This window comes from Algoriphagus sp. (genome assembly GCF_029254265.1).
Taxonomy (GTDB): Bacteria; Bacteroidota; Bacteroidia; order Cytophagales; family Cyclobacteriaceae; genus Algoriphagus.
Window position 1 is genome coordinate 1 of the sequence record NZ_JAQWXX010000082.1, and the last position, 16,818, is coordinate 16,818.

Consider the following 16,818-nt stretch of genomic DNA (forward strand, 5'->3'; position numbering starts at 1 on the left):
AGGCATCGAGCCCCTTGGAAGTTTACCCAAGAGAAGAACCTCTGGCTCATAATTGCCCGATGGAATTAAATAAATGTTGAACCAAACGGTCAACGCTATTTAGGGAAGTACAAAGTACATTTTTCAGACTTCTTATTTTAGCTTTCTGACTTTTCCTTAGATTTTCAACTTTTCTGCCCAGCCCATCAATGGCCCACTACTGATACTAGAGATCAGTGCCAAAATCACCAATCCGATAAAGAGAGACTCGGTGATCAACCCATTTTCCAAAGCGATTAACCCAAGTATGATATCCATACTCCCACGCGTACTTAATCCAAACCCGACTACCATAGCTTTTTTTCGAGGTAAACTTGCAAATCGTCCTCCGATATAGGCTCCCCAGTATTTGGTCAAGAGACCCACTATGACCACTACCCCTACAATTCCAGGATCAAAGGCTTCAATGAAATTCACTTTGAGTCCGATCGATACAAAAAAGATCGGTGCGAAGATATTATTGATAAACTGATGGAGAATTTCCTTTGCTTTTTCAGTTAGATACTCAGAATCTCCAAGCGCAACCCCGATTATGAATGCTCCAAAAATCGCATGGATCCCTATGAATTCGGTAAAAGATGCTGCCAAAAAGCAGATTGCTAGGGAAAGTGAAAGTAATCCTCCCGGCCATGCGAGCTTCTTATTGATCCATGGGAGAGTTTTGTTGATCAATCCCTTGCCCAGAGTCAGCATGAAAAATGTGAAAAATAGGGTCAGCCCTATAGTAGGCCAAACGCCCAATCCTCCACTTCCAGACTCGGAGAGCGAAAGAATCACAGAAAACACTATCCATCCCAATACATCCACAATCATTGCAGCGGCAATGATGAGAAGTCCCGTTGGAGTTTTGAATAGATTCAAATCCATCAAAACCCTCGCTACTACTGCCAGTGCAGTGATAGAGATGGCTAGTCCAAAAAAAGTGGAAGCCACAATTCGATCATTGATGTTGACACCGAGAAACTCAGGAAATGCATAGGCAACCACAAAACCGGCAATAATGGGTAGCGCCATCGAAGCCACTGCAATTTTCAGCGCATTTTTGCCCTGATTCCATACGACTTGAAGCTCCACCTCCAATCCTGCAATGAAGAGTAACAACACCACAGATATTTGCACAAAACCATCCAGTGCAATATTGGACATGGCATGAGACCCAAATAAATAATCCTGAGCAGCTGGAAAAAGTGATCCTAAAATTGTTGGACCAATTATAATTCCCGCCAGAATCTCCCCGACAACGGCAGGCTGCCTTAGTTTGCGGGCAATCTCGGCAAAGATTCGCGCCATGATCAACATGGTCGCAAGCTGAAGGAGAAGGTTGATAACCTCCTTATGGTTTAATGTTTCCATGGAGGTCTAATTTTTAACGATTAATAGATTACAAGGCAAGGTACTCAAGAGGTCCTCAAGATCATGCGGGAATAAGCGGTCAAAAAATGTCAGCCGTCGATCATCTCCCACTACCAAAAGATCTGCACCTATTTTCTCACAAAATCTACCCAACTCCACAGCCCATTTCCCACCGGTTACTTTAATATTTATTTTTAGAGTACTGACGTCAATATCCTTTAGGATTTCTTCCACATAGTCCATTTCATCCTGTACCAATTGCCTTCGGGTATTGGCTATTTCTTCTTCCGAATCCTCACCTGCAGTACCCATTTGAAGGCCATACATCTTGATTTCATTTAGAATATGAACCTGATCTGCTTGGACCGCTTTGGAAAAAACAGCACCCTGAGCGATCACAAAAGGGGTGATTTCAAGTTGGGTCCCATTGATCACTACCTTGGAAAAGCTCGTAGTCTCAGGTTTTGGATCAATCAGTGTGAGTACAGAGCATGGCGATTTACGGATGATTTTTCTTCCCACCGATCCGAGGTAGTATTTCAGTAAGCCTTCCTCTTTCAATGCTCCCGCCACCAAAAGATTTACTTCCTCCTCTTTACAGGCTTCTAATATCATTTTCACAGGCTTGCCCTGTTTCCAGATTAGTTTGGTTCGATCTCGATCCAGACCATGCCGATCCAAGATTTCCTGAAACTTGGACTCCTGCTCTTCTGACTTTTCACCGACATGGATCAAAATCAAATCAGATTCGAAAAGGATGGAAAGCCGCTTCACTTCAGCAAGTAAGGCTTCCATTCGTGGGGAAAAAGCAATAGCAAGGGCGATTTTTCGAAACATAAATTGGAGACTAAGTACTTTAAATAAGCGAATTTTCCTTTTCATTCCAAGATTCTCAATGGAATCCATTTATCCCGAACAGGTTCCATTTATGCCCTAATTTGACTTTCGGAAAAAGGAAGACCCATTTTTCAATATTTTTTGACAAAATTTAATGTCTGGTCTTTTTAGAATCCAATAAAAATAACCCTATCTCATTTATGAAAAAATCTATATTCAGCTGGTTGTTGATTTCCAGTCTGGGATTTTTCGGAACAGCATTCGCACAGTCCGATGATTACCCTACGCTGAGTCAAGTCAATCAGCGCATGCAGCAAGTGGCAAAAAACAGCAATGCCACTCTCACTTCTCTGATCAAAACAGCTGGCGGAAAGGACATCTGGGTACTCAAAGTGGGTACTGGTGATCTGGATCAAAAACCCGCTATCGCAGTCGTCGGAGGAGTTGAAGGATTCCATGTCTTAAGTACCGAACTCGCAGTTCAATTTGCAGAAAAACTAGTCGCAGAGCATGCAGATGCATTGCAAACTACCACTTTCTACATTTTTCCCAATATGTCGCCTGATGCTTACGAGCAATACCACGCTGCCTTGAAATATGAGCGGAGAGGTAATGCCATTTCCGTCGATCATGACCGTGATGGAAAAGCAGGAGAGAATGGCTATTCAGATTTGAATGGAGATGGTATGATCACTTGGATGCGTGTTGAAGATCCTATGGGTGATTACGTGGTATCAAAGCAAGATGATCGCGTTCTCGAAAAAGCTGATCGATCCAAAGGTGAAGCAGGAAAATACTTGGTGTATAAAGAAAGTCGAGATGATGATAAAGACGGCAATTTCGCTGAGGATCTGAAAGAGGGAATCGCTTTCAATAAATCAATGACCTACAAATTCCCGGTTTTCCAACCATTGGCCGGAGACATTCCAGTATCACAGCTGGAATCTCGTGCGATGCTTGATTACCTTTTTGAGCAGTGGAATATTTTCGCTTTTGTCACTTTTTCACCAGCTAATAACCTTAGTACTCCACTAAAATACAATGCTGGAGATGCTCGCAAACGAGTAGTAACTTCCATACTAGAGAAAGACCAGACGATAAATGCGATGATTTCTGGCATTTACAACGAGACAGTTTCTCAGAAAGCCTTCCAGCAGAACAATCAGGGAACTGACGGAGACTTTTTCCAATGGGCCTATTTCCACTTCGGAAGATTGAGTTTCGGTACGCCAGGCTATTGGGTGCCTGAATACAAAGGTGCTGATGGCAAAGGGAAATCAAATGCCGAAGCGAATTATTTGGCTTGGGCAGATTCTCTGGGTTGGAATGACGTTTTCGTGCCTTGGACTGAAATCCAGCATCCTGACTTCCCGGGAAAAAAAGTTGAGGTTGGAGGAATCAAACCTTTTCTGATGGCAAATCCCCCTTATGTGCAAGTGGGGAAAATTGCAGACGAGCATACTGATTTCATCTTGAAACTTGCCGCGATGCAACCAAAACTGGAAATGCTTAACATCAAGATTGAAAGCTTAGGAAATGGTCTGACCAGAATCTCTGCTGATCTTTTCAATAACTCTCCGCTTCCTACACATTCAGATATGGGTGAGCGCTCCAGATGGCTTCGCAAAGTCAGGGTAGATCTCGATGTACCTCAGGATCGAATCATTTCAGGTGATAAAATTCAACTGATAGATGTAATCGATGCCTATCAAAAAGTATCACTGAGCTGGATCGTTAAAGGATCTGGAGCTGTACCAGTGAAAGCCGGTGCGCCACATGTCGGTTTTATAAATGCAAACTTTAAACTCTAAGCCATCATGAAAAAGATAAATACCTTAAAAATGATCGTTATGCTGGCTTTTGCTACCCTTTGGATAGCAGTTAACCCAGCAAAAGCGCAAGAGAAATTCTTTCGGGCTGTGGGAACTCCCCACAAACCAAAAGTGGAATTGACTTTCAATAAATACTATACTTACGAAGGTTTGGTGGATGCAATGAAGAAAATTGCAGCCGCTCATCCGGGATTGGCAAAGATTGAATCAATCGGAAAATCCTATCTAGGTAGAGACATTATGACCTTGACTATTACCGATTTTTCGGTTGGCAAATCAGAAGAAAAACCAGCCATGTGGATCGATGGAAATATTCACTCCAACGAGATTCAAGGCGGGGAATTCTCCCTATATGCAGCTTGGTATCTGACCGAAATGCAAGGAGATAATGAATTTATTCAAGAACTACTTCGGGATAAGACCTTCTACATCACCCCTACAATCAATCCAGATGCTCGAAATGACTTTTTCTTAGAACCAAATACCGCAAACTCTCCACGGTCAGGTATGATGGTGCTCGATAATGATGGAGATGGAATGGCTGGAGAAGATGGAATGGATGACCTCGACGGCGATGGACATATCACGATGATGATCAGAAAATCACCAACGGGCAGATTTATCAAAGATCCGCAGGATCCAAGAAAATTGATTATGGTCGAAGCAGATAAAGTTGGGGAATATGAAATGCTTGGTCAAGAAGGAACTGACGGTGATGGCGATGGTCGGGTAAATGATGACGGGGTGGGCTATTACGATCCAAACCGGGATTGGGGATGGAATTGGCAGCCAGATTACATTCAACGAGGAGCACTCAGGTACCCATTTACACTTCCTGAAAACAGATCCGTGATGGAGTTTGTGATGAAACATCCAAATATTGCTGGCGCGCAAAGCTTTCACAATAGTGGCGGAATGATCCTTCGAGGTCCAGGCGCTGAAGAAGATGTCAACACCTACAATCGAGAAGATATTCGCATCTACGATGTCATCGGGAAAAAAGGAGAAGAATTACTTCCTGGATATAGATATATCGTGGTTTACAAGGATTTGTATTCTGTTTTCGGCGGTGAACTGGATTGGTTCTATGGCAATCGTGGAATCTTCACTTATTCCAATGAATTGATGACTTCTTACCTCTATTTCCATAAGCAATCTGCCGGAAGAGGAAATCAAGATGAAAACTTCGATGTGGATAAATACCTGACTATGGGCGATGCTTTTGTGAACTGGCATGAATATGAGCATCCTCAGTTTGGTACTGTCGAGATTGGTGGATTCAAAAAGACCTTTGGACGCGCACATCCAGGATTCTTGCTAGAGCAAGATGCGCATCGAAATGCTGCATTTACGATTTACCATGCATATCACACTCCGAAGCTGAGCATCATGGATGTGAAGGAAGAAGAGCTTGGAGGCGGATTGAAAGCTATCACTGCGACGATCTTTAATGAGCGATTGATGCCAACTCACGCCAGCCAGGATTTGAAATACAAAATCGAGCGACCGGATTATGTGACGATTTCAGGAGCTAAAGTGGTAGCTGGATTCGTCGTAGAAGATGAAGACTTCAATAAGTTCGCCGAACAAAAAATGTCTCCGGAGCGAATTGCTGTCGAAAATGTACCGGGAATGAGTGCGGTAAAAGTGAAGTGGATTGTATCTTCAGGATCAAATTATTCCATCACAGTGGACTCTGCCAAAGGCGGAAAAGCCAGCTGGAAGAAGTAAAAATTCTTAACGTATTAAATCCCCGGTTTTTGATTAAATCGGGGATTTTTTTTGTCCAAAAGGGTGATAAACTTCAAATAAAAAACCCTGCCAGATCGCTCCAGCAGGGCTTGGTAATTGAGTTGGTTTAATTTAAAGAGTTGAAACAAAGCTTTCAAATCCTGAAGCAGTCTTCACTTTGAAACTGATTCCATCTTTTCCAGCTTGCTCGATTTTGTAAATTTTATGCAGTCCTTGAGGATTGTCGATCATCTCTGAATGGATCATTTTGTCTCCATCGTAGATCATTACTTCTACTTCCTTTGAATCAAGGTTACTTACCAACAAACGGTAAGAATTACCTTCTATTTTAGATACCCGTGAAAAAACTTCAGGCTTAACTTCTATAAAATTTTCTACAGAAGCAGAAGAAATCACACCAGACTGATCTAAAACTTGAATTGAGTAGGTTCCTTTTGGAAGATCTGTCAAGTCATACTTTTTTGCAAAAGCCTCAGTTTGATTGATTCGATCTCTCATAATCAATCGATCCTGAGAATCGGAAATCTTCACAATTACAGTTCCTTTAGGAGCTTCTGTAAATGCTACTGCTACTTTAGCAGCTTCTGGCTTTGTGATTTGTACTGTTTCGTCAGCTTTTGTTCCTGCTGCGAAAGCTCCTGTTGCAATCCCTGCAACAAAAAGCATGGTGAATAGATTTTTCATGTTTACTAGTTGGTTTAAATAGGTTCTTAATTTTTGTAACCGGCAGATGGGTTCATCTGCAGAGGGAATTTTGGGCTACTTCAGTCAACCGGGTATGCGGTTGTGATAAGATTACATTACAAAGGTACCTAACAGTTTTAATTTTGCAAATGTTTCAACAAAACATTATTTTAATTACTGATTACTTAACATTTTACGCTATTTATTGCGAATTCAATATTATTTTCCCGCAATCGATAGCGAAGTAGTCGGGATTTTGAAAAAACACATTCATTCCTGTATTTATTCTGTAAAAATTGAATTTGTAAAATATTATTTGCTTAAATAAAAAATATATCGCTTGATTCATCCATAAAATTTCGTAAAACTTTTTTTTAACAAGAATTAATTCTATGGTGTTTTATAAATAAAAAATCAAAATAAAAGCAATTTGGAACAATCAAATCATCGCAGAATCAGACCAAACTTTGGTCATTGAGGGGAACCATTACTTCCCGCCGGATGCTGTCCGGATGGAATACCTCAAATTCTCTCCTACTCAGACTACCTGTCCTTGGAAGGGAAGGGCTCCTTACTATACCATCGAAGTGGACGGAGAGACCGACAAAGATGCTGCTTGGTTTTATCCCGATCCTTCTCCGGCAGCCAAAGAAATCGAAGGATATATTTCCTTTTGGAAAAGGGTGAAGGTCTTGGAGTAATTTAAATAAAGAGTAAAATTATTTTAATTCAAAAATCCCGAATCGCATAAAATCTTCTTCCTCATCCGGATTGATCAGTCGGATTAAAAGTCGGTTGCCCGGAAGTGCCATTTGAATCTCGCCATAGGGAATCGGAATATCACCCGAAATCTGCTTACCATCTTTGAATAAAATCAGCCTATGATAAGCTGGGTCCTTTGAAACGCTATAGTATTTGTCTTCTGTTAGTTTTTTTTCTAAAGAACTACTAGATATATCTTGAAGATATTCAACTGCCATAAAGCCATTATCCCAAGCATGAAGGGCATAATTCCTTCCTGATAAAATAATGTTATTTAATCTTTGCAAATTGGAAATCGATAATTTTGATTTACCTAATGCATCAAATGACTCGTGCTCGATATCAAATTGACCCTTTTTCACTAAGTTTTGAGAATCAAAAACTGTGATTTGATCATTAAAACTAGAAGTTAAATAAAAACTGCGTCCATCCGGACTTAGTGTGTAGATCGCAGCAACCATATTTTTCATGTTGATATCCGTTTTTGAAAAAATTGGAAGAGAACGAGCTGAAATAAGTCCAAGGGATTTTTCGGATTCCAAATTAATTCCTTCGATAAAATTGAGACTTCCAAAATCCTTGGCAAAAACAAAAGAAAAGACATTAGAGATAGTTGTGATAACAATATTCTCACCCGAGGCATTTTTTAGCATAGCCAGTTTCTTCGGAAAATAAATTGTTGAGGTAGATAACGGAAGAAATCTAGTCTTTTTAATCAATTTCAAATTTCGGTCATAAAGCAAAATTTCAATGTCGGTTTTCCCCCAAATATTTCCATCCTTGGAAAAGGCAAGACCACTTAAAAGAGAAACATGCTCATTGGGACCTTCCCCATACAGATTTTCAGAAATGATCTTGGTCCCCTTCGAATTAAATAAACTTATTTCTACACCAGCATCTTTACTTTTGGTATATCCTAAATAAACTTGATCTTTTTCGTAGTAATCCAGAATCCCAACCTCATAGAAGCTGTCAATTTTAAATTCAGATACTTTTTTAAGGCTAACTTGAGCCTTGGTGGACGATAAAAACAATAGTAGCGAAAATGCTGTGCAGATAAATTTTTCCATATTTCTGAAACATAAAAAATAAAGGTGCAAATAAATACACCTTTATCCATTGAACCTGTTTTTGTGATGATTCTAATTTTATCCTATACTTCCAGCTGTACAATTGCAAGTAGCTTCAGGGTTTTGATCCTCAGTACAATAAAAATTCATTGTGTTTCTGGTGCAATCATTTACGCTTGTTCCGTTAGGTTGACCTGGTGTACATCGAATTAAACAATTTAATTCGAGAGAAGAGCCTCCTATTATACTGTGGAAGTAGCTGGCGAATCCAATAAAGATGCCGCTTGGTACTATCCGGAAACCAAACCTGCTGCCAAAGAAATTCAAGGTTATGTCGCCTTCTGGAAAGGTGTAAAAGTAGAGAACTAAAAAAGATGCCAGCAATCATTTGCTGGCATTTTTATTAAATTTTTTCGGACTCTATTTTTTCCCTTTGTAGCTAGTCGCTTTGGCGACCGTCTCCTGATCAAATGATCCTTTCATCTCAAATACCATCAAATCTCCCTCGTCGCCACTAACAACCACCACAAGGTCAGAGATTTTTGAATTTCCTTTGGAATAAACTACGATACCGCTTTTTGCCTCTGAAGTTTCCATCAGTAGATCGTATCGCTCTTTTTCCAGACCCTTTTGCAAAGCTTTAAATTCCGCTCTATTCTGGTCGGCATTATCAGGAAGGGTAAAGAAATTTAGTTTCTCGATTGATTTGGCCACTGTAGCCATATCATCTTCATTGAGATCAATTTTAAAGCCTTCGGCAAAATTCATAAAGTTCCCTCCCAGCTCCAGATGAAAGAAATCATCATTGCTTTTGTACTTTTCATAAAGCGTTTTTACACTTTTGCTTTGAGCCTGGGCAGTCAATACTGCTCCGATTAGTGCTAGGGTTAAGAGTAGTTTTTTCATAATTAGTTGGTTTAGTTTTTTTTATTAGTTTAAAATTTCTCTTGTCTTATTTATTTTATTTTGCCCCTTTTGGGCCCTTACTTCCTTTGCCATATTGATCCATGCCAGGAATGTTGGTTTTTTCGGCAAGCATATTTAGATCTGCATAAGTGAAGCTTCCCAGCATTGAGAGCAATGTGAAATCACCTTTATCTCCGGAGATCATCATCAGTTCCTTAACCAGACCACCTTCCTCCCGAACCATAAATTTCAAACTACTTCCTTTGTCTTCGACGATCATCAGATCCTCGTACTTATTTTTAGAAAGTGTTCCCATCGCTTCTTTATAAAAAGCCATACCATCGACTTCTTCTGAAGAAAGGATACGAATTCCTTTTACTTTGGAGATCAGAGTGCCTAGTTCCTCCGCGTCTTTGTCCGTACCGGCATTACTTTTCAGAAATCCTCCAGCCATTTGCATCATTTTCGGAGAAATGTAGACTCTGGAGAACCGGTCATCATCCATATACTTGGAGAAAAACTTCTGGATCGCATCATCTTGGGCATTTGCCTGGAAAATGATAGCCATCAATAAAAACGGAGCAATCAGTAATTTTTTCATTTTTCTATAGTTTTGGAATGACCAAAAATCTGGTCAGTAGTATTCAAATATTTTAGATTACTCATCGGTAGCATCTGATCTTGTCCCTTAGACAAATTGTTCTGAATTAGTGCAAAAGCCATCATTACTTCCTCATAAGCAGCTTCCTCAGCCTGCTTTTGCTCATAAACTTGCCATCCCCAAACAGATCCGATCAAAATCGCAACTGAAGCTGCCCAACTCATCCAAGATGGATTCAGTCTTCTCACTTTTGCCTCAGGCAAGCTAATTTTAGAAGGTTCCTCTTTTTTGAAATCGGCGAGAATTCCAAAGAGCATTTTTTCATTTGTATACCCTTCCGAAGCTCGAAGCAAAACCTTCAACTCCTGCTCTTCTGCAAGGCTGGTTTCTGCATCGTAGTATTTGGCAAGCAGGTCTTCTATTCGTTCGTTCATTTGGCTAGTTGTTGGTTGATCATCATTTCCCGGATTCGTTTTCTGGCTCGATGTAGATTCACTTTCACTTGATCCAGTGAAATCTCCAGATGAGCTGCTATCTCTTCATAATCCAGTCCCTCCACTTCTCGCAATTGAAAGATATCCTGTTGTTTTTCCGGTAATTCCTTCAAAAGCAACATCACTTTTCGAACCGAATCACTTTGATCTTCAAGTTGTGATTCTTCATCCGTTAGGTGTTTCACTTCTTCCAAGGACTCTATTTTTTTATTTTGTCGAAAGTGAGACAAGACCTCGTTTTTAAGACTTAGCACCAGCCAACCTGAGAGATTTGCATGATTGCTTAGTTCCTTTTCGCGGGTAAATGATTTTTCGAAAACATTCTGAAGTACATCTTCGGCCAGCGCTCGATCCTTTACCCAGCTAAAAGCGAGACGGTAGAGTCTGCCTCGCTGCGGCCAAATATGTGCTTCAAAAAATGACTTCATTTGCTAGGGTAATGCATGAGAATTGGGAATGTTACAGGATGTTACAAAAAATATTTTGAGCGAATGATATTTTTTTAGAAACTCAGTAGATCATTTTGAGTTTCTTATTTGAATTTTAATCTAATGAAAATCAAAACTATAAAGTATAGATTGATTTTAAATTAATTTGAAAAATAGTATGCATGCCGACTATTTATTAATTTGCCTCCAGAATAATCAAGTGATAAATGAGAAAATACAGTTCAAAAAAGGGCATAAAAAAAGCCTCGACCGAAGTCGAGGCTGGTGGTGATAAGTGGACTCGAACCACCGACTCACGGATTTTCAGTCCGATGCTCTACCAACTGAGCTATATCACCGTTTTTTAAAGTGATGCAAAGGTAGGTATTTGGACAGTTGTACCAAATCATTTGAAAAAAAAATATTCATAAAAACTCAAGTAACACGCTAAATCTATCAATATGAGCTTTTTACCACAACTTGCATTTGTGCTTATTTTGGGCGTTGCAGGCTATATTTTGACCAAAAGGATCAAATTTCTCCGAAGAAACATTTTTTTGGGAAAAGCCGAGACCCGAAATGATCACTCTGAAGATCGCTGGAAAACCATGGCCTTGGTCGCTTTTGGTCAGCAAAAAATGTTTAAGCGCATTATTCCTGCACTGCTTCACTTATTGATTTATGTAGGCTTTGTGGTAATCAATCTCGAAGTTCTGGAATTTATTCTGGATGGAATATTAGGGACTCATCGATTATTTGCTCCTTTTTTAGGTGGCGTTTACACAGCAGCTATGAACATGTTTGAGTTCTTAGCAGTGGCAGTTCTGTTTTCCTGTGTAGTTTTTCTTACCAGACGCTATGTCACCAAAGTGGAGCGATTCCAAAAACCGGAAATGAAAGGCTGGCCAGCCCTTGATGCCACACTTATTTTGGTGATAGAGATTATCTTGATGATTGCAGTTTTGACCATGAATGCGACAGACCAGATTTTAGCAGAGCGAGGTGCTGATCATTATTTAGCCTTGGGTCCACTTTTCTTTAGTGGTTTGATTCGGCCATTATTTGAAGGCATGTCAATAGAAGCCTTACACTTCATTGAGCGATTTGCTTGGTGGTTTCACATCGTTGGAATTTTAGCTTTCGCTGTTTATGTCACTTATTCCAAGCACTTGCATATTTTCTTGGCTTTCCCAAATACCTGGTATTCCAATCTGAAACCTAAAGGTGAAATGGTAAATATGCCAGAAGTCACAAATGAGGTCAACATGATGCTTGGGATTCCAACAGAAGCGGCAAGTTACCCACCTGCTGAGATTGGAAGGTTTGGGGCAAAAGATATCAACGACCTTTCTTGGATCAATATCATGAATGCATATTCCTGCACTGAGTGTGGAAGATGTACTTCTGAATGTCCGGCAAATCTGACCGGAAAAAAGCTTTCTCCTAGAAAAATCATGATGGATGTACGGGATCGTGCAGAGGAAGTAGGCAAAAGTATTGATGCTGGCGGACCTGGCTTTGAGGATGGTAAATCACTTTTGGGAGATTACATCACCAAAGAGGAATTAAATGCTTGCACCAGTTGCAACGCTTGCGTGGAAGCCTGCCCTGTCAATATTGATCCACTTTCAATTATTCTTCAAATGCGTCGCTATGTGGCCATGGAGGAATCCGGTACTCCAGCGCAATGGAATGCGATGTTCCAGAATATGGAAACCAGCTTTTCTCCTTGGAAATTTAGCCCGTCGGATCGATTCAATTGGGCTGAGAAGGTGAAGGAAGAGGAGGTTAAATAGTTGGCAGTTGGCAGTTGGCAGTTGGCAGTTGGCAGTTGGCAGTTGGCAGTTGGCAGTTGGCAGTTGGCAGTTGGCAGTTGGCAGTTAAGGCAAATTTAGAGTAAAAAGTAAAGTTCAATAGCAGAAAAAATAATTGAGGTTTATGTGGTTTTCAAGCATCAAAAAGATCTTGTAAATCATAATTCCCATATCGTAAATTAACTATGTCAGAAAATTATAAAGTACCAACCATGGCCGAAATGGCCGGCAAAGGAGAAACTCCCGAAGTTCTGTTTTGGGTAGGCTGTGCGGGTTCTTTCGATGAGCGATACAAAGCCGTAACGCAGGCTTTTGTGAAAATATTAAATAAAGTAGGGGTCAGTTTTGCTGTGCTTGGCCCAGAGGAAGCTTGTACAGGGGATCCTGCTAGAAGAGCCGGAAATGAATTTCTTTTCCAGATGCAAGCCGTAGCAAATATCCAAGTGATGAATGGCTACGAGGTAAAGAAAGTAGTCACGGCCTGTCCGCATTGCTTCAATACCATTAAAAACGAATATCCAGCATTGGGAGGAAATTATGAGGTAATCCATCATTCCCAATTCCTACAGCAGCTGATCAATGAAGGAAAAGTAACGCTAAAAGGCGGCGGAGAATTCAAGGGTAAGAAGATTACCTTCCACGATTCTTGCTACCTCGGCAGAGCAAATAATGTCTATGAAGCTCCTCGTGAAGTGATCAAAGCGCTTGATATAGAATTGGTGGAAATGAAGCGTTGCAAGACCAAAGGCCTTTGTTGTGGGGCTGGTGGAGCCCAAATGTTTAAAGAACCAGAGCCAGGAAAGAAGGACATTAATATCGAGCGAACTGAAGAAGCATTAGCCACTGGAGCAAGTACAATTGCTGTGGGTTGCCCCTTTTGTCTGACGATGATGACGGATGGTGTCAAGAACAAAGAGCGAGAAGCAGATGTAAAAGTCTACGATCTAGCAGAAATGATTGCCAAAGACATGGGAATTTGATCAAAAAGCTTTGAATCAATTTGACCCTTTTTGCCGTTAGGTAGAAAGGGTTTTTCTTTGCCTAAAATTAATAAGTCCATGTACGTATCATTTGACAGTTTAGCAGCACATTCCAGAATATGGGTTTATCAGTCTGAAAGAGCTTTTTCTTCGAAAGAAATTGAACTGATTGATTCCACACTTCAGCGGTTTTGCGAAGGATGGAATACACATGGAAATTTAATGCCTACTTCCTTTCAACTATTGGAAGGCCAATTTATCGTATTGGGAGTAGATGAAAGTAGCCTTGGTGCAAGTGGATGTTCGATTGATAGCTCAGTAAGAACTCTGCGCGAGCTGGAAAAACAACTGGAAATCAACTTGACAGATCAAGGCAAAGTAAGCTTTAAGAAGGGCAAAGGTCAGATCTCAGTTTATCCAGCTTTGGGAATTAAGTCCAAAGTTTTATCTGGGGAAATCGACAAAGACACGCTAGTGCTCAACCCACTTGTGAAAATCAAAAAAGACTTGGAAAAAGTATGGATTTCAGCGAATGAAAGTTGGTTAAACAAATACTTTCCAAATTAATTAGTAATATTCAGTATAGATCAATCATAGCGCTTCAGATGAAAAACCATTTTTTATGGATCAGTCTCATTCTCCTAGCCGGAGTAAGTTCGTGTAAAAGCCTTCAAGAAAAGGGGAATGAGCAATATTTATCAGGTCAATACCAATTTGCAATCAATTCATTTTCTCAGATTTTGGCCAATGACTCTAGCAACCAAGAGGCAAATCAAATCATTGCAGAAAGCTACCGATTATCAAACCGTATTGAGGAAGCAGGCCCTTATTATCAAAAACTAACTGAAACTGATCCTAGCTTTGAAAGCTATTACAGGCTTGGCTTAAGTCTCAAGGCCCAAGGAAAAAACGAAGAGGCCAAAGTGGCATTCGAAGCTGCAAAAGGCTATACTCAAGAAGATCGATTTTTAGCAGAAACCCAGCGTCAGCTTGAAGCAATCAAACTAGCGGGAGGAATTGAAAATTATTGGCCAATGCATGAGTTGGTTAATTACAAAGAGCTGAATACTGCTGGAGCAGACTATGCGCCAGTGATTTCTGAGGACTTTATCTATTTCACATCTGGTCGCCAAGCTTCCGGCTTATATCCAGCTGATGGTTCTCCCTACCATAAATTATTTCGAGCCAGAGCTGATGGCCTTAAGGTAGATGTCAGCGCAGTTCAGGCACTTCCGGAATTCAATAATGAAGAAGGGCTAAACCAAGCTGCAATCGCAATAAGTCCAGATGGAAATACCATTATCTATGCGCGAGGAAACTCTACATCACCAAAAGACTTACCGGAAACGGCATTATTTGCTTCCTACTTCCGTGGCGGGGGATTCACCCAGCCAATCTGGATGCCTGTAAATGAAGATGAATTTTGGTGGAATTCAACCCCAGCTTTTAGCCCAGACGGATCAGAATTGTATTTTGCTTCGAACCGCCCAGGAGGATTTGGAGGAATAGATCTTTACAAAGCAACCAAACTTGCCAATGGGGATTTCGGAAATGCAGTCAATCTTGGTCCAACAATAAACACTCCGGGAAATGAGCTTTTCCCACGAATGGCTCCTGATGGGAAATTCTTCTTTTCATCCGACGGACATCCAGGTTATGGGAAATTAGATCTTTTCGTAGCAGAAAAAGATGAATCCGGAAAGCAAGTAGTGATTAACCTTGGTGAGAATTTCAACAGTAACAATGATGATTTCGGGATTTTTTTCACCGAATATCCGAAAGCTGGATACATCTCCTCCAACCGTGATGGTGGTGTTGGCGATGATGACATTTACTTCTTTGAGGACAAGACACCAAAGCCGAAAATCATCAATGTATTGCTCAATGTGATCACCAAAGAGCGTGTAGCAGGAGAACCAGATAAAATCTTGAATCAAGCTCGTGTAGTCCTTTATGATGGAAACAATAAGCAAGCTGGCGGTGATTTCTCCAATACCAATGGAAGGGTGAGGTTTACGCTGAGTCCGAATGCAGATTTTACTATTATCGCTTCCAAAACTGGGTATTTCTCTAAGTCTGTTCCTTATACGACTAAAGGGAAAACTCCAGATCCGGCTACTTTGATCCAAGAGGTAACCAATATCACGTTGGATACGACTATTGTATTGGATCAATTAATTCTGGATCGATCCATTGTATTGGAAAATATCTATTATGATTTGAATAAGGCTGATATTCGGCCGGATGCAGCTTTAGAATTAGATAAGTTGGTTCAAATCTTAAAAGACAATCCATCGATTCGCATTGAGTTAAGTTCACATGCGGATGCCCGTGCAACTGATGCCTATAACGATGATTTGACCCAACGAAGAGCACAATCAGCAGTGGATTACTTAGTTTCTCAAGGAATTGCACCAGAACGAATGATTGCAAAAGGCTATGGTAAGCGTCAGCTGATCATCCAAAATGCACAAACCGAAGAGGAGCATCAAGTCAACCGAAGAACGGAGTTTAAGGTGATAGAGATTAAAGAATAGATCTGGATTTTAGATTTATGATTTTTTGAAAGCGGTTGGTCTGAAGAAATAGATCAACCGCTTTTGATTTTAGAAGACAGACTTTAGATTCAAATACGTAACCATTGGGTCAAAGTCCTTATCTGAGTGAAGGAGCCTAATGTTTTTTTTAATGCAAAAAGTACCAATAATCATGTCCATAGTTTTTCGAACTGTCACTCCTTTCTTCCTTAATTCTCTATAGCTTTTTGCTGATTCATAGGCAATTTCTTTTCCCACCAAATCAAAAATGAGTAGATCATTAAACAACTCATAAGCCACTTTTACATCTTGGTCAAAAGTAAACCCTTGTAGTACTTCAGTCATAATTAGATCTCCAATACAAACGTCTTCGATTCCCAAGATTCGATTCAAAAAATCAGATTGAAGTGTCGCTTTTCCATTGAAATAATCTATCCAAACAGAAGAGTCAACCATTATCATAAATCAGAGCGCATTTTATCAAGATCACCTTCCCATTTTAACTTCCCCCTGTATTCTTTAATTCGTTCTTGTTTTTTCAACCTAACAATTAGACGGAGCCCTTCTTCTACGGTCGCCTTTTTTGTATTAAAGCCTAAGGCCTTCATAGCCTCTTCCATTAATTTGTCATCAATTTCTATGTTGGTTCTCATATGTGTATCATTTTATCAAATATACACATTTAGTCAAAAAAAGTTTCATTTGCTATAATTCAACTTTTCCCCAGTC

Annotated in this window: 17 protein-coding genes, 1 tRNA gene and 1 pseudogene; 8 read left to right on the forward strand and 11 right to left on the reverse strand. The window is 40.2% G+C overall.

Annotated elements, in window-relative coordinates:
* Window positions 1-156: 156 nt before the first annotated feature.
* Together P8O16_RS12135 and P8O16_RS12140 are read right to left on the reverse strand one after the other, a co-directional pair.
* On the reverse strand, window positions 157-1,392 hold the full coding sequence (locus tag P8O16_RS12135; protein ID WP_300315183.1) for a cation:proton antiporter: 1,236 nt from the start codon (window positions 1,390-1,392) through the stop codon (window positions 157-159).
* Window positions 1,393-1,398: 6 nt separating this feature from the next.
* Complete coding sequence (locus P8O16_RS12140; protein ID WP_300315185.1) at window positions 1,399-2,229, reverse strand: universal stress protein; 831 nt, start codon at window positions 2,227-2,229, stop codon at window positions 1,399-1,401.
* A gap of 200 nt (window positions 2,230-2,429) precedes the next feature.
* Between P8O16_RS12140 and P8O16_RS12145 the strand changes: the two genes are divergently transcribed.
* Together P8O16_RS12145 and P8O16_RS12150 are read left to right on the forward strand one after the other, a co-directional pair.
* Complete coding sequence (locus P8O16_RS12145; RefSeq protein WP_300315188.1) at window positions 2,430-4,040, forward strand: M14 family metallopeptidase; 1,611 nt, start codon at window positions 2,430-2,432, stop codon at window positions 4,038-4,040.
* A gap of 6 nt (window positions 4,041-4,046) precedes the next feature.
* Window positions 4,047-5,792, forward strand: coding sequence for a M14 family metallopeptidase (locus P8O16_RS12150; protein ID WP_300315190.1), 1,746 nt, complete (start codon window positions 4,047-4,049; stop codon window positions 5,790-5,792).
* A 132-nt stretch (window positions 5,793-5,924) separates the two neighbouring features.
* Here the strand turns inward: P8O16_RS12150 and P8O16_RS12155 are convergent, their stop codons facing one another.
* Window positions 5,925-6,497 carry a hypothetical protein gene (locus P8O16_RS12155; RefSeq protein ID WP_300315193.1) on the reverse strand — a complete coding sequence of 191 codons (573 nt, stop codon included), beginning with the start codon at window positions 6,495-6,497 and terminating at the stop codon, window positions 5,925-5,927.
* Between the two features lie 419 nt (window positions 6,498-6,916).
* On the opposite strand from P8O16_RS12155, the gene P8O16_RS12160 reads away from it, so the two are divergent.
* The gene (locus P8O16_RS12160; protein WP_300315464.1) at window positions 6,917-7,198 is read left to right on the forward strand and encodes a DUF427 domain-containing protein; all 282 of its coding nucleotides are present in this window, start codon (window positions 6,917-6,919) and stop codon (window positions 7,196-7,198) included.
* An 18-nt stretch (window positions 7,199-7,216) separates the two neighbouring features.
* Here P8O16_RS12160 and P8O16_RS12165 read toward each other — a convergent pair whose 3' ends face one another.
* Complete coding sequence (locus P8O16_RS12165) at window positions 7,217-8,329, reverse strand: hypothetical protein (protein ID WP_300315195.1); 1,113 nt, start codon at window positions 8,327-8,329, stop codon at window positions 7,217-7,219.
* A gap of 243 nt (window positions 8,330-8,572) precedes the next feature.
* Here P8O16_RS12165 and P8O16_RS12170 point away from each other — a divergent pair.
* Window positions 8,573-8,698: pseudogene (locus tag P8O16_RS12170) on the forward strand (DUF427 domain-containing protein); the annotation flags it as partial.
* 51 nt (window positions 8,699-8,749) lie between these two features.
* Here the strand turns inward: P8O16_RS12170 and P8O16_RS12175 are convergent.
* The 5 genes from P8O16_RS12175 to P8O16_RS12195 all read right to left on the reverse strand — a co-directional run bounded on the left by P8O16_RS12175 (window position 8,750) and on the right by P8O16_RS12195 (window position 11,117).
* Window positions 8,750-9,235, reverse strand: coding sequence for a DUF4252 domain-containing protein (locus P8O16_RS12175; RefSeq protein ID WP_300315197.1), 486 nt, complete (start codon window positions 9,233-9,235; stop codon window positions 8,750-8,752).
* 55 nt (window positions 9,236-9,290) lie between these two features.
* The gene (locus P8O16_RS12180; RefSeq protein WP_300315199.1) at window positions 9,291-9,836 is read right to left on the reverse strand and encodes a DUF4252 domain-containing protein; all 546 of its coding nucleotides are present in this window, start codon (window positions 9,834-9,836) and stop codon (window positions 9,291-9,293) included.
* Complete coding sequence (locus tag P8O16_RS12185) at window positions 9,833-10,270, reverse strand: hypothetical protein (protein ID WP_300315201.1); 438 nt, start codon at window positions 10,268-10,270, stop codon at window positions 9,833-9,835. The genes P8O16_RS12180 and P8O16_RS12185 overlap by 4 nt, the downstream gene beginning before the upstream one ends.
* The gene (locus P8O16_RS12190) at window positions 10,267-10,758 is read right to left on the reverse strand and encodes an RNA polymerase sigma factor (RefSeq protein WP_300315203.1); all 492 of its coding nucleotides are present in this window, start codon (window positions 10,756-10,758) and stop codon (window positions 10,267-10,269) included. The genes P8O16_RS12185 and P8O16_RS12190 overlap by 4 nt, the downstream gene beginning before the upstream one ends.
* Window positions 10,759-11,041: 283 nt before the next feature.
* Window positions 11,042-11,117, reverse strand: a tRNA-Phe gene (locus P8O16_RS12195).
* Window positions 11,118-11,219: 102 nt separating this feature from the next.
* Between P8O16_RS12195 and P8O16_RS12200 the strand changes: the two genes are divergently transcribed.
* From P8O16_RS12200 to P8O16_RS12215, 4 genes are all read left to right on the forward strand, one after another.
* Entirely contained in the window at window positions 11,220-12,554 is a 1,335-nt protein-coding gene (locus P8O16_RS12200) for a 4Fe-4S dicluster domain-containing protein (protein WP_300315205.1), read from the forward strand.
* A 203-nt stretch (window positions 12,555-12,757) separates the two neighbouring features.
* Complete coding sequence (locus P8O16_RS12205) at window positions 12,758-13,552, forward strand: (Fe-S)-binding protein (protein WP_300315207.1); 795 nt, start codon at window positions 12,758-12,760, stop codon at window positions 13,550-13,552.
* A gap of 78 nt (window positions 13,553-13,630) precedes the next feature.
* Window positions 13,631-14,119: a hypothetical protein gene (locus P8O16_RS12210; RefSeq protein ID WP_300315209.1), complete on the forward strand. Its 489-nt coding sequence runs from the start codon at window positions 13,631-13,633 to the stop codon at window positions 14,117-14,119.
* Between the two features lie 38 nt (window positions 14,120-14,157).
* A complete protein-coding gene (locus P8O16_RS12215; protein ID WP_300315211.1) occupies window positions 14,158-16,089 on the forward strand; it encodes an OmpA family protein in 1,932 nt (643 codons plus the stop codon).
* A gap of 69 nt (window positions 16,090-16,158) precedes the next feature.
* Here P8O16_RS12215 and P8O16_RS12220 read toward each other — a convergent pair whose 3' ends face one another.
* Both P8O16_RS12220 and P8O16_RS12225 read right to left on the reverse strand, forming a co-directional pair.
* Window positions 16,159-16,551, reverse strand: coding sequence for a PIN domain nuclease (locus P8O16_RS12220; RefSeq protein ID WP_300315213.1), 393 nt, complete (start codon window positions 16,549-16,551; stop codon window positions 16,159-16,161).
* Window positions 16,548-16,742: a type II toxin-antitoxin system VapB family antitoxin gene (locus tag P8O16_RS12225; protein WP_300315215.1), complete on the reverse strand. Its 195-nt coding sequence runs from the start codon at window positions 16,740-16,742 to the stop codon at window positions 16,548-16,550. The genes P8O16_RS12220 and P8O16_RS12225 overlap by 4 nt, the downstream gene beginning before the upstream one ends.
* Window positions 16,743-16,818: the final 76 nt, after the last annotated feature.

Bases quoted from the DNA above. Each gene is read 5' to 3' on its own strand.
- P8O16_RS12180 (WP_300315199.1), bottom strand. From the start codon at position 9,836: ATGAAAAAATTACTGATTGCTCCGTTTTTATTGATGGCTATCATTTTC.
- P8O16_RS12175 (WP_300315197.1), bottom strand. From the start codon at position 9,235: ATGAAAAAACTACTCTTAACCCTAGCACTAATCGGAGCAGTATTGACT.
- P8O16_RS12185 (WP_300315201.1), bottom strand. From the start codon at position 10,270: ATGAACGAACGAATAGAAGACCTGCTTGCCAAATACTACGATGCAGAA.
- P8O16_RS12210 (WP_300315209.1), top strand. From the start codon at position 13,631: ATGTACGTATCATTTGACAGTTTAGCAGCACATTCCAGAATATGGGTT.
- P8O16_RS12150 (WP_300315190.1), top strand. From the start codon at position 4,047: ATGAAAAAGATAAATACCTTAAAAATGATCGTTATGCTGGCTTTTGCT.
- P8O16_RS12135 (WP_300315183.1), bottom strand. From the start codon at position 1,392: ATGGAAACATTAAACCATAAGGAGGTTATCAACCTTCTCCTTCAGCTT.
- P8O16_RS12165 (WP_300315195.1), bottom strand. From the start codon at position 8,329: ATGGAAAAATTTATCTGCACAGCATTTTCGCTACTATTGTTTTTATCG.
- P8O16_RS12145 (WP_300315188.1), top strand. From the start codon at position 2,430: ATGAAAAAATCTATATTCAGCTGGTTGTTGATTTCCAGTCTGGGATTT.
- P8O16_RS12220 (WP_300315213.1), bottom strand. From the start codon at position 16,551: ATGATAATGGTTGACTCTTCTGTTTGGATAGATTATTTCAATGGAAAA.
- P8O16_RS12140 (WP_300315185.1), bottom strand. From the start codon at position 2,229: ATGTTTCGAAAAATCGCCCTTGCTATTGCTTTTTCCCCACGAATGGAA.
- P8O16_RS12200 (WP_300315205.1), top strand. From the start codon at position 11,220: ATGAGCTTTTTACCACAACTTGCATTTGTGCTTATTTTGGGCGTTGCA.
- P8O16_RS12225 (WP_300315215.1), bottom strand. From the start codon at position 16,742: ATGAGAACCAACATAGAAATTGATGACAAATTAATGGAAGAGGCTATG.
- P8O16_RS12205 (WP_300315207.1), top strand. From the start codon at position 12,758: ATGTCAGAAAATTATAAAGTACCAACCATGGCCGAAATGGCCGGCAAA.
- P8O16_RS12155 (WP_300315193.1), bottom strand. From the start codon at position 6,497: ATGAAAAATCTATTCACCATGCTTTTTGTTGCAGGGATTGCAACAGGA.
- P8O16_RS12190 (WP_300315203.1), bottom strand. From the start codon at position 10,758: ATGAAGTCATTTTTTGAAGCACATATTTGGCCGCAGCGAGGCAGACTC.
- P8O16_RS12215 (WP_300315211.1), top strand. From the start codon at position 14,158: ATGAAAAACCATTTTTTATGGATCAGTCTCATTCTCCTAGCCGGAGTA.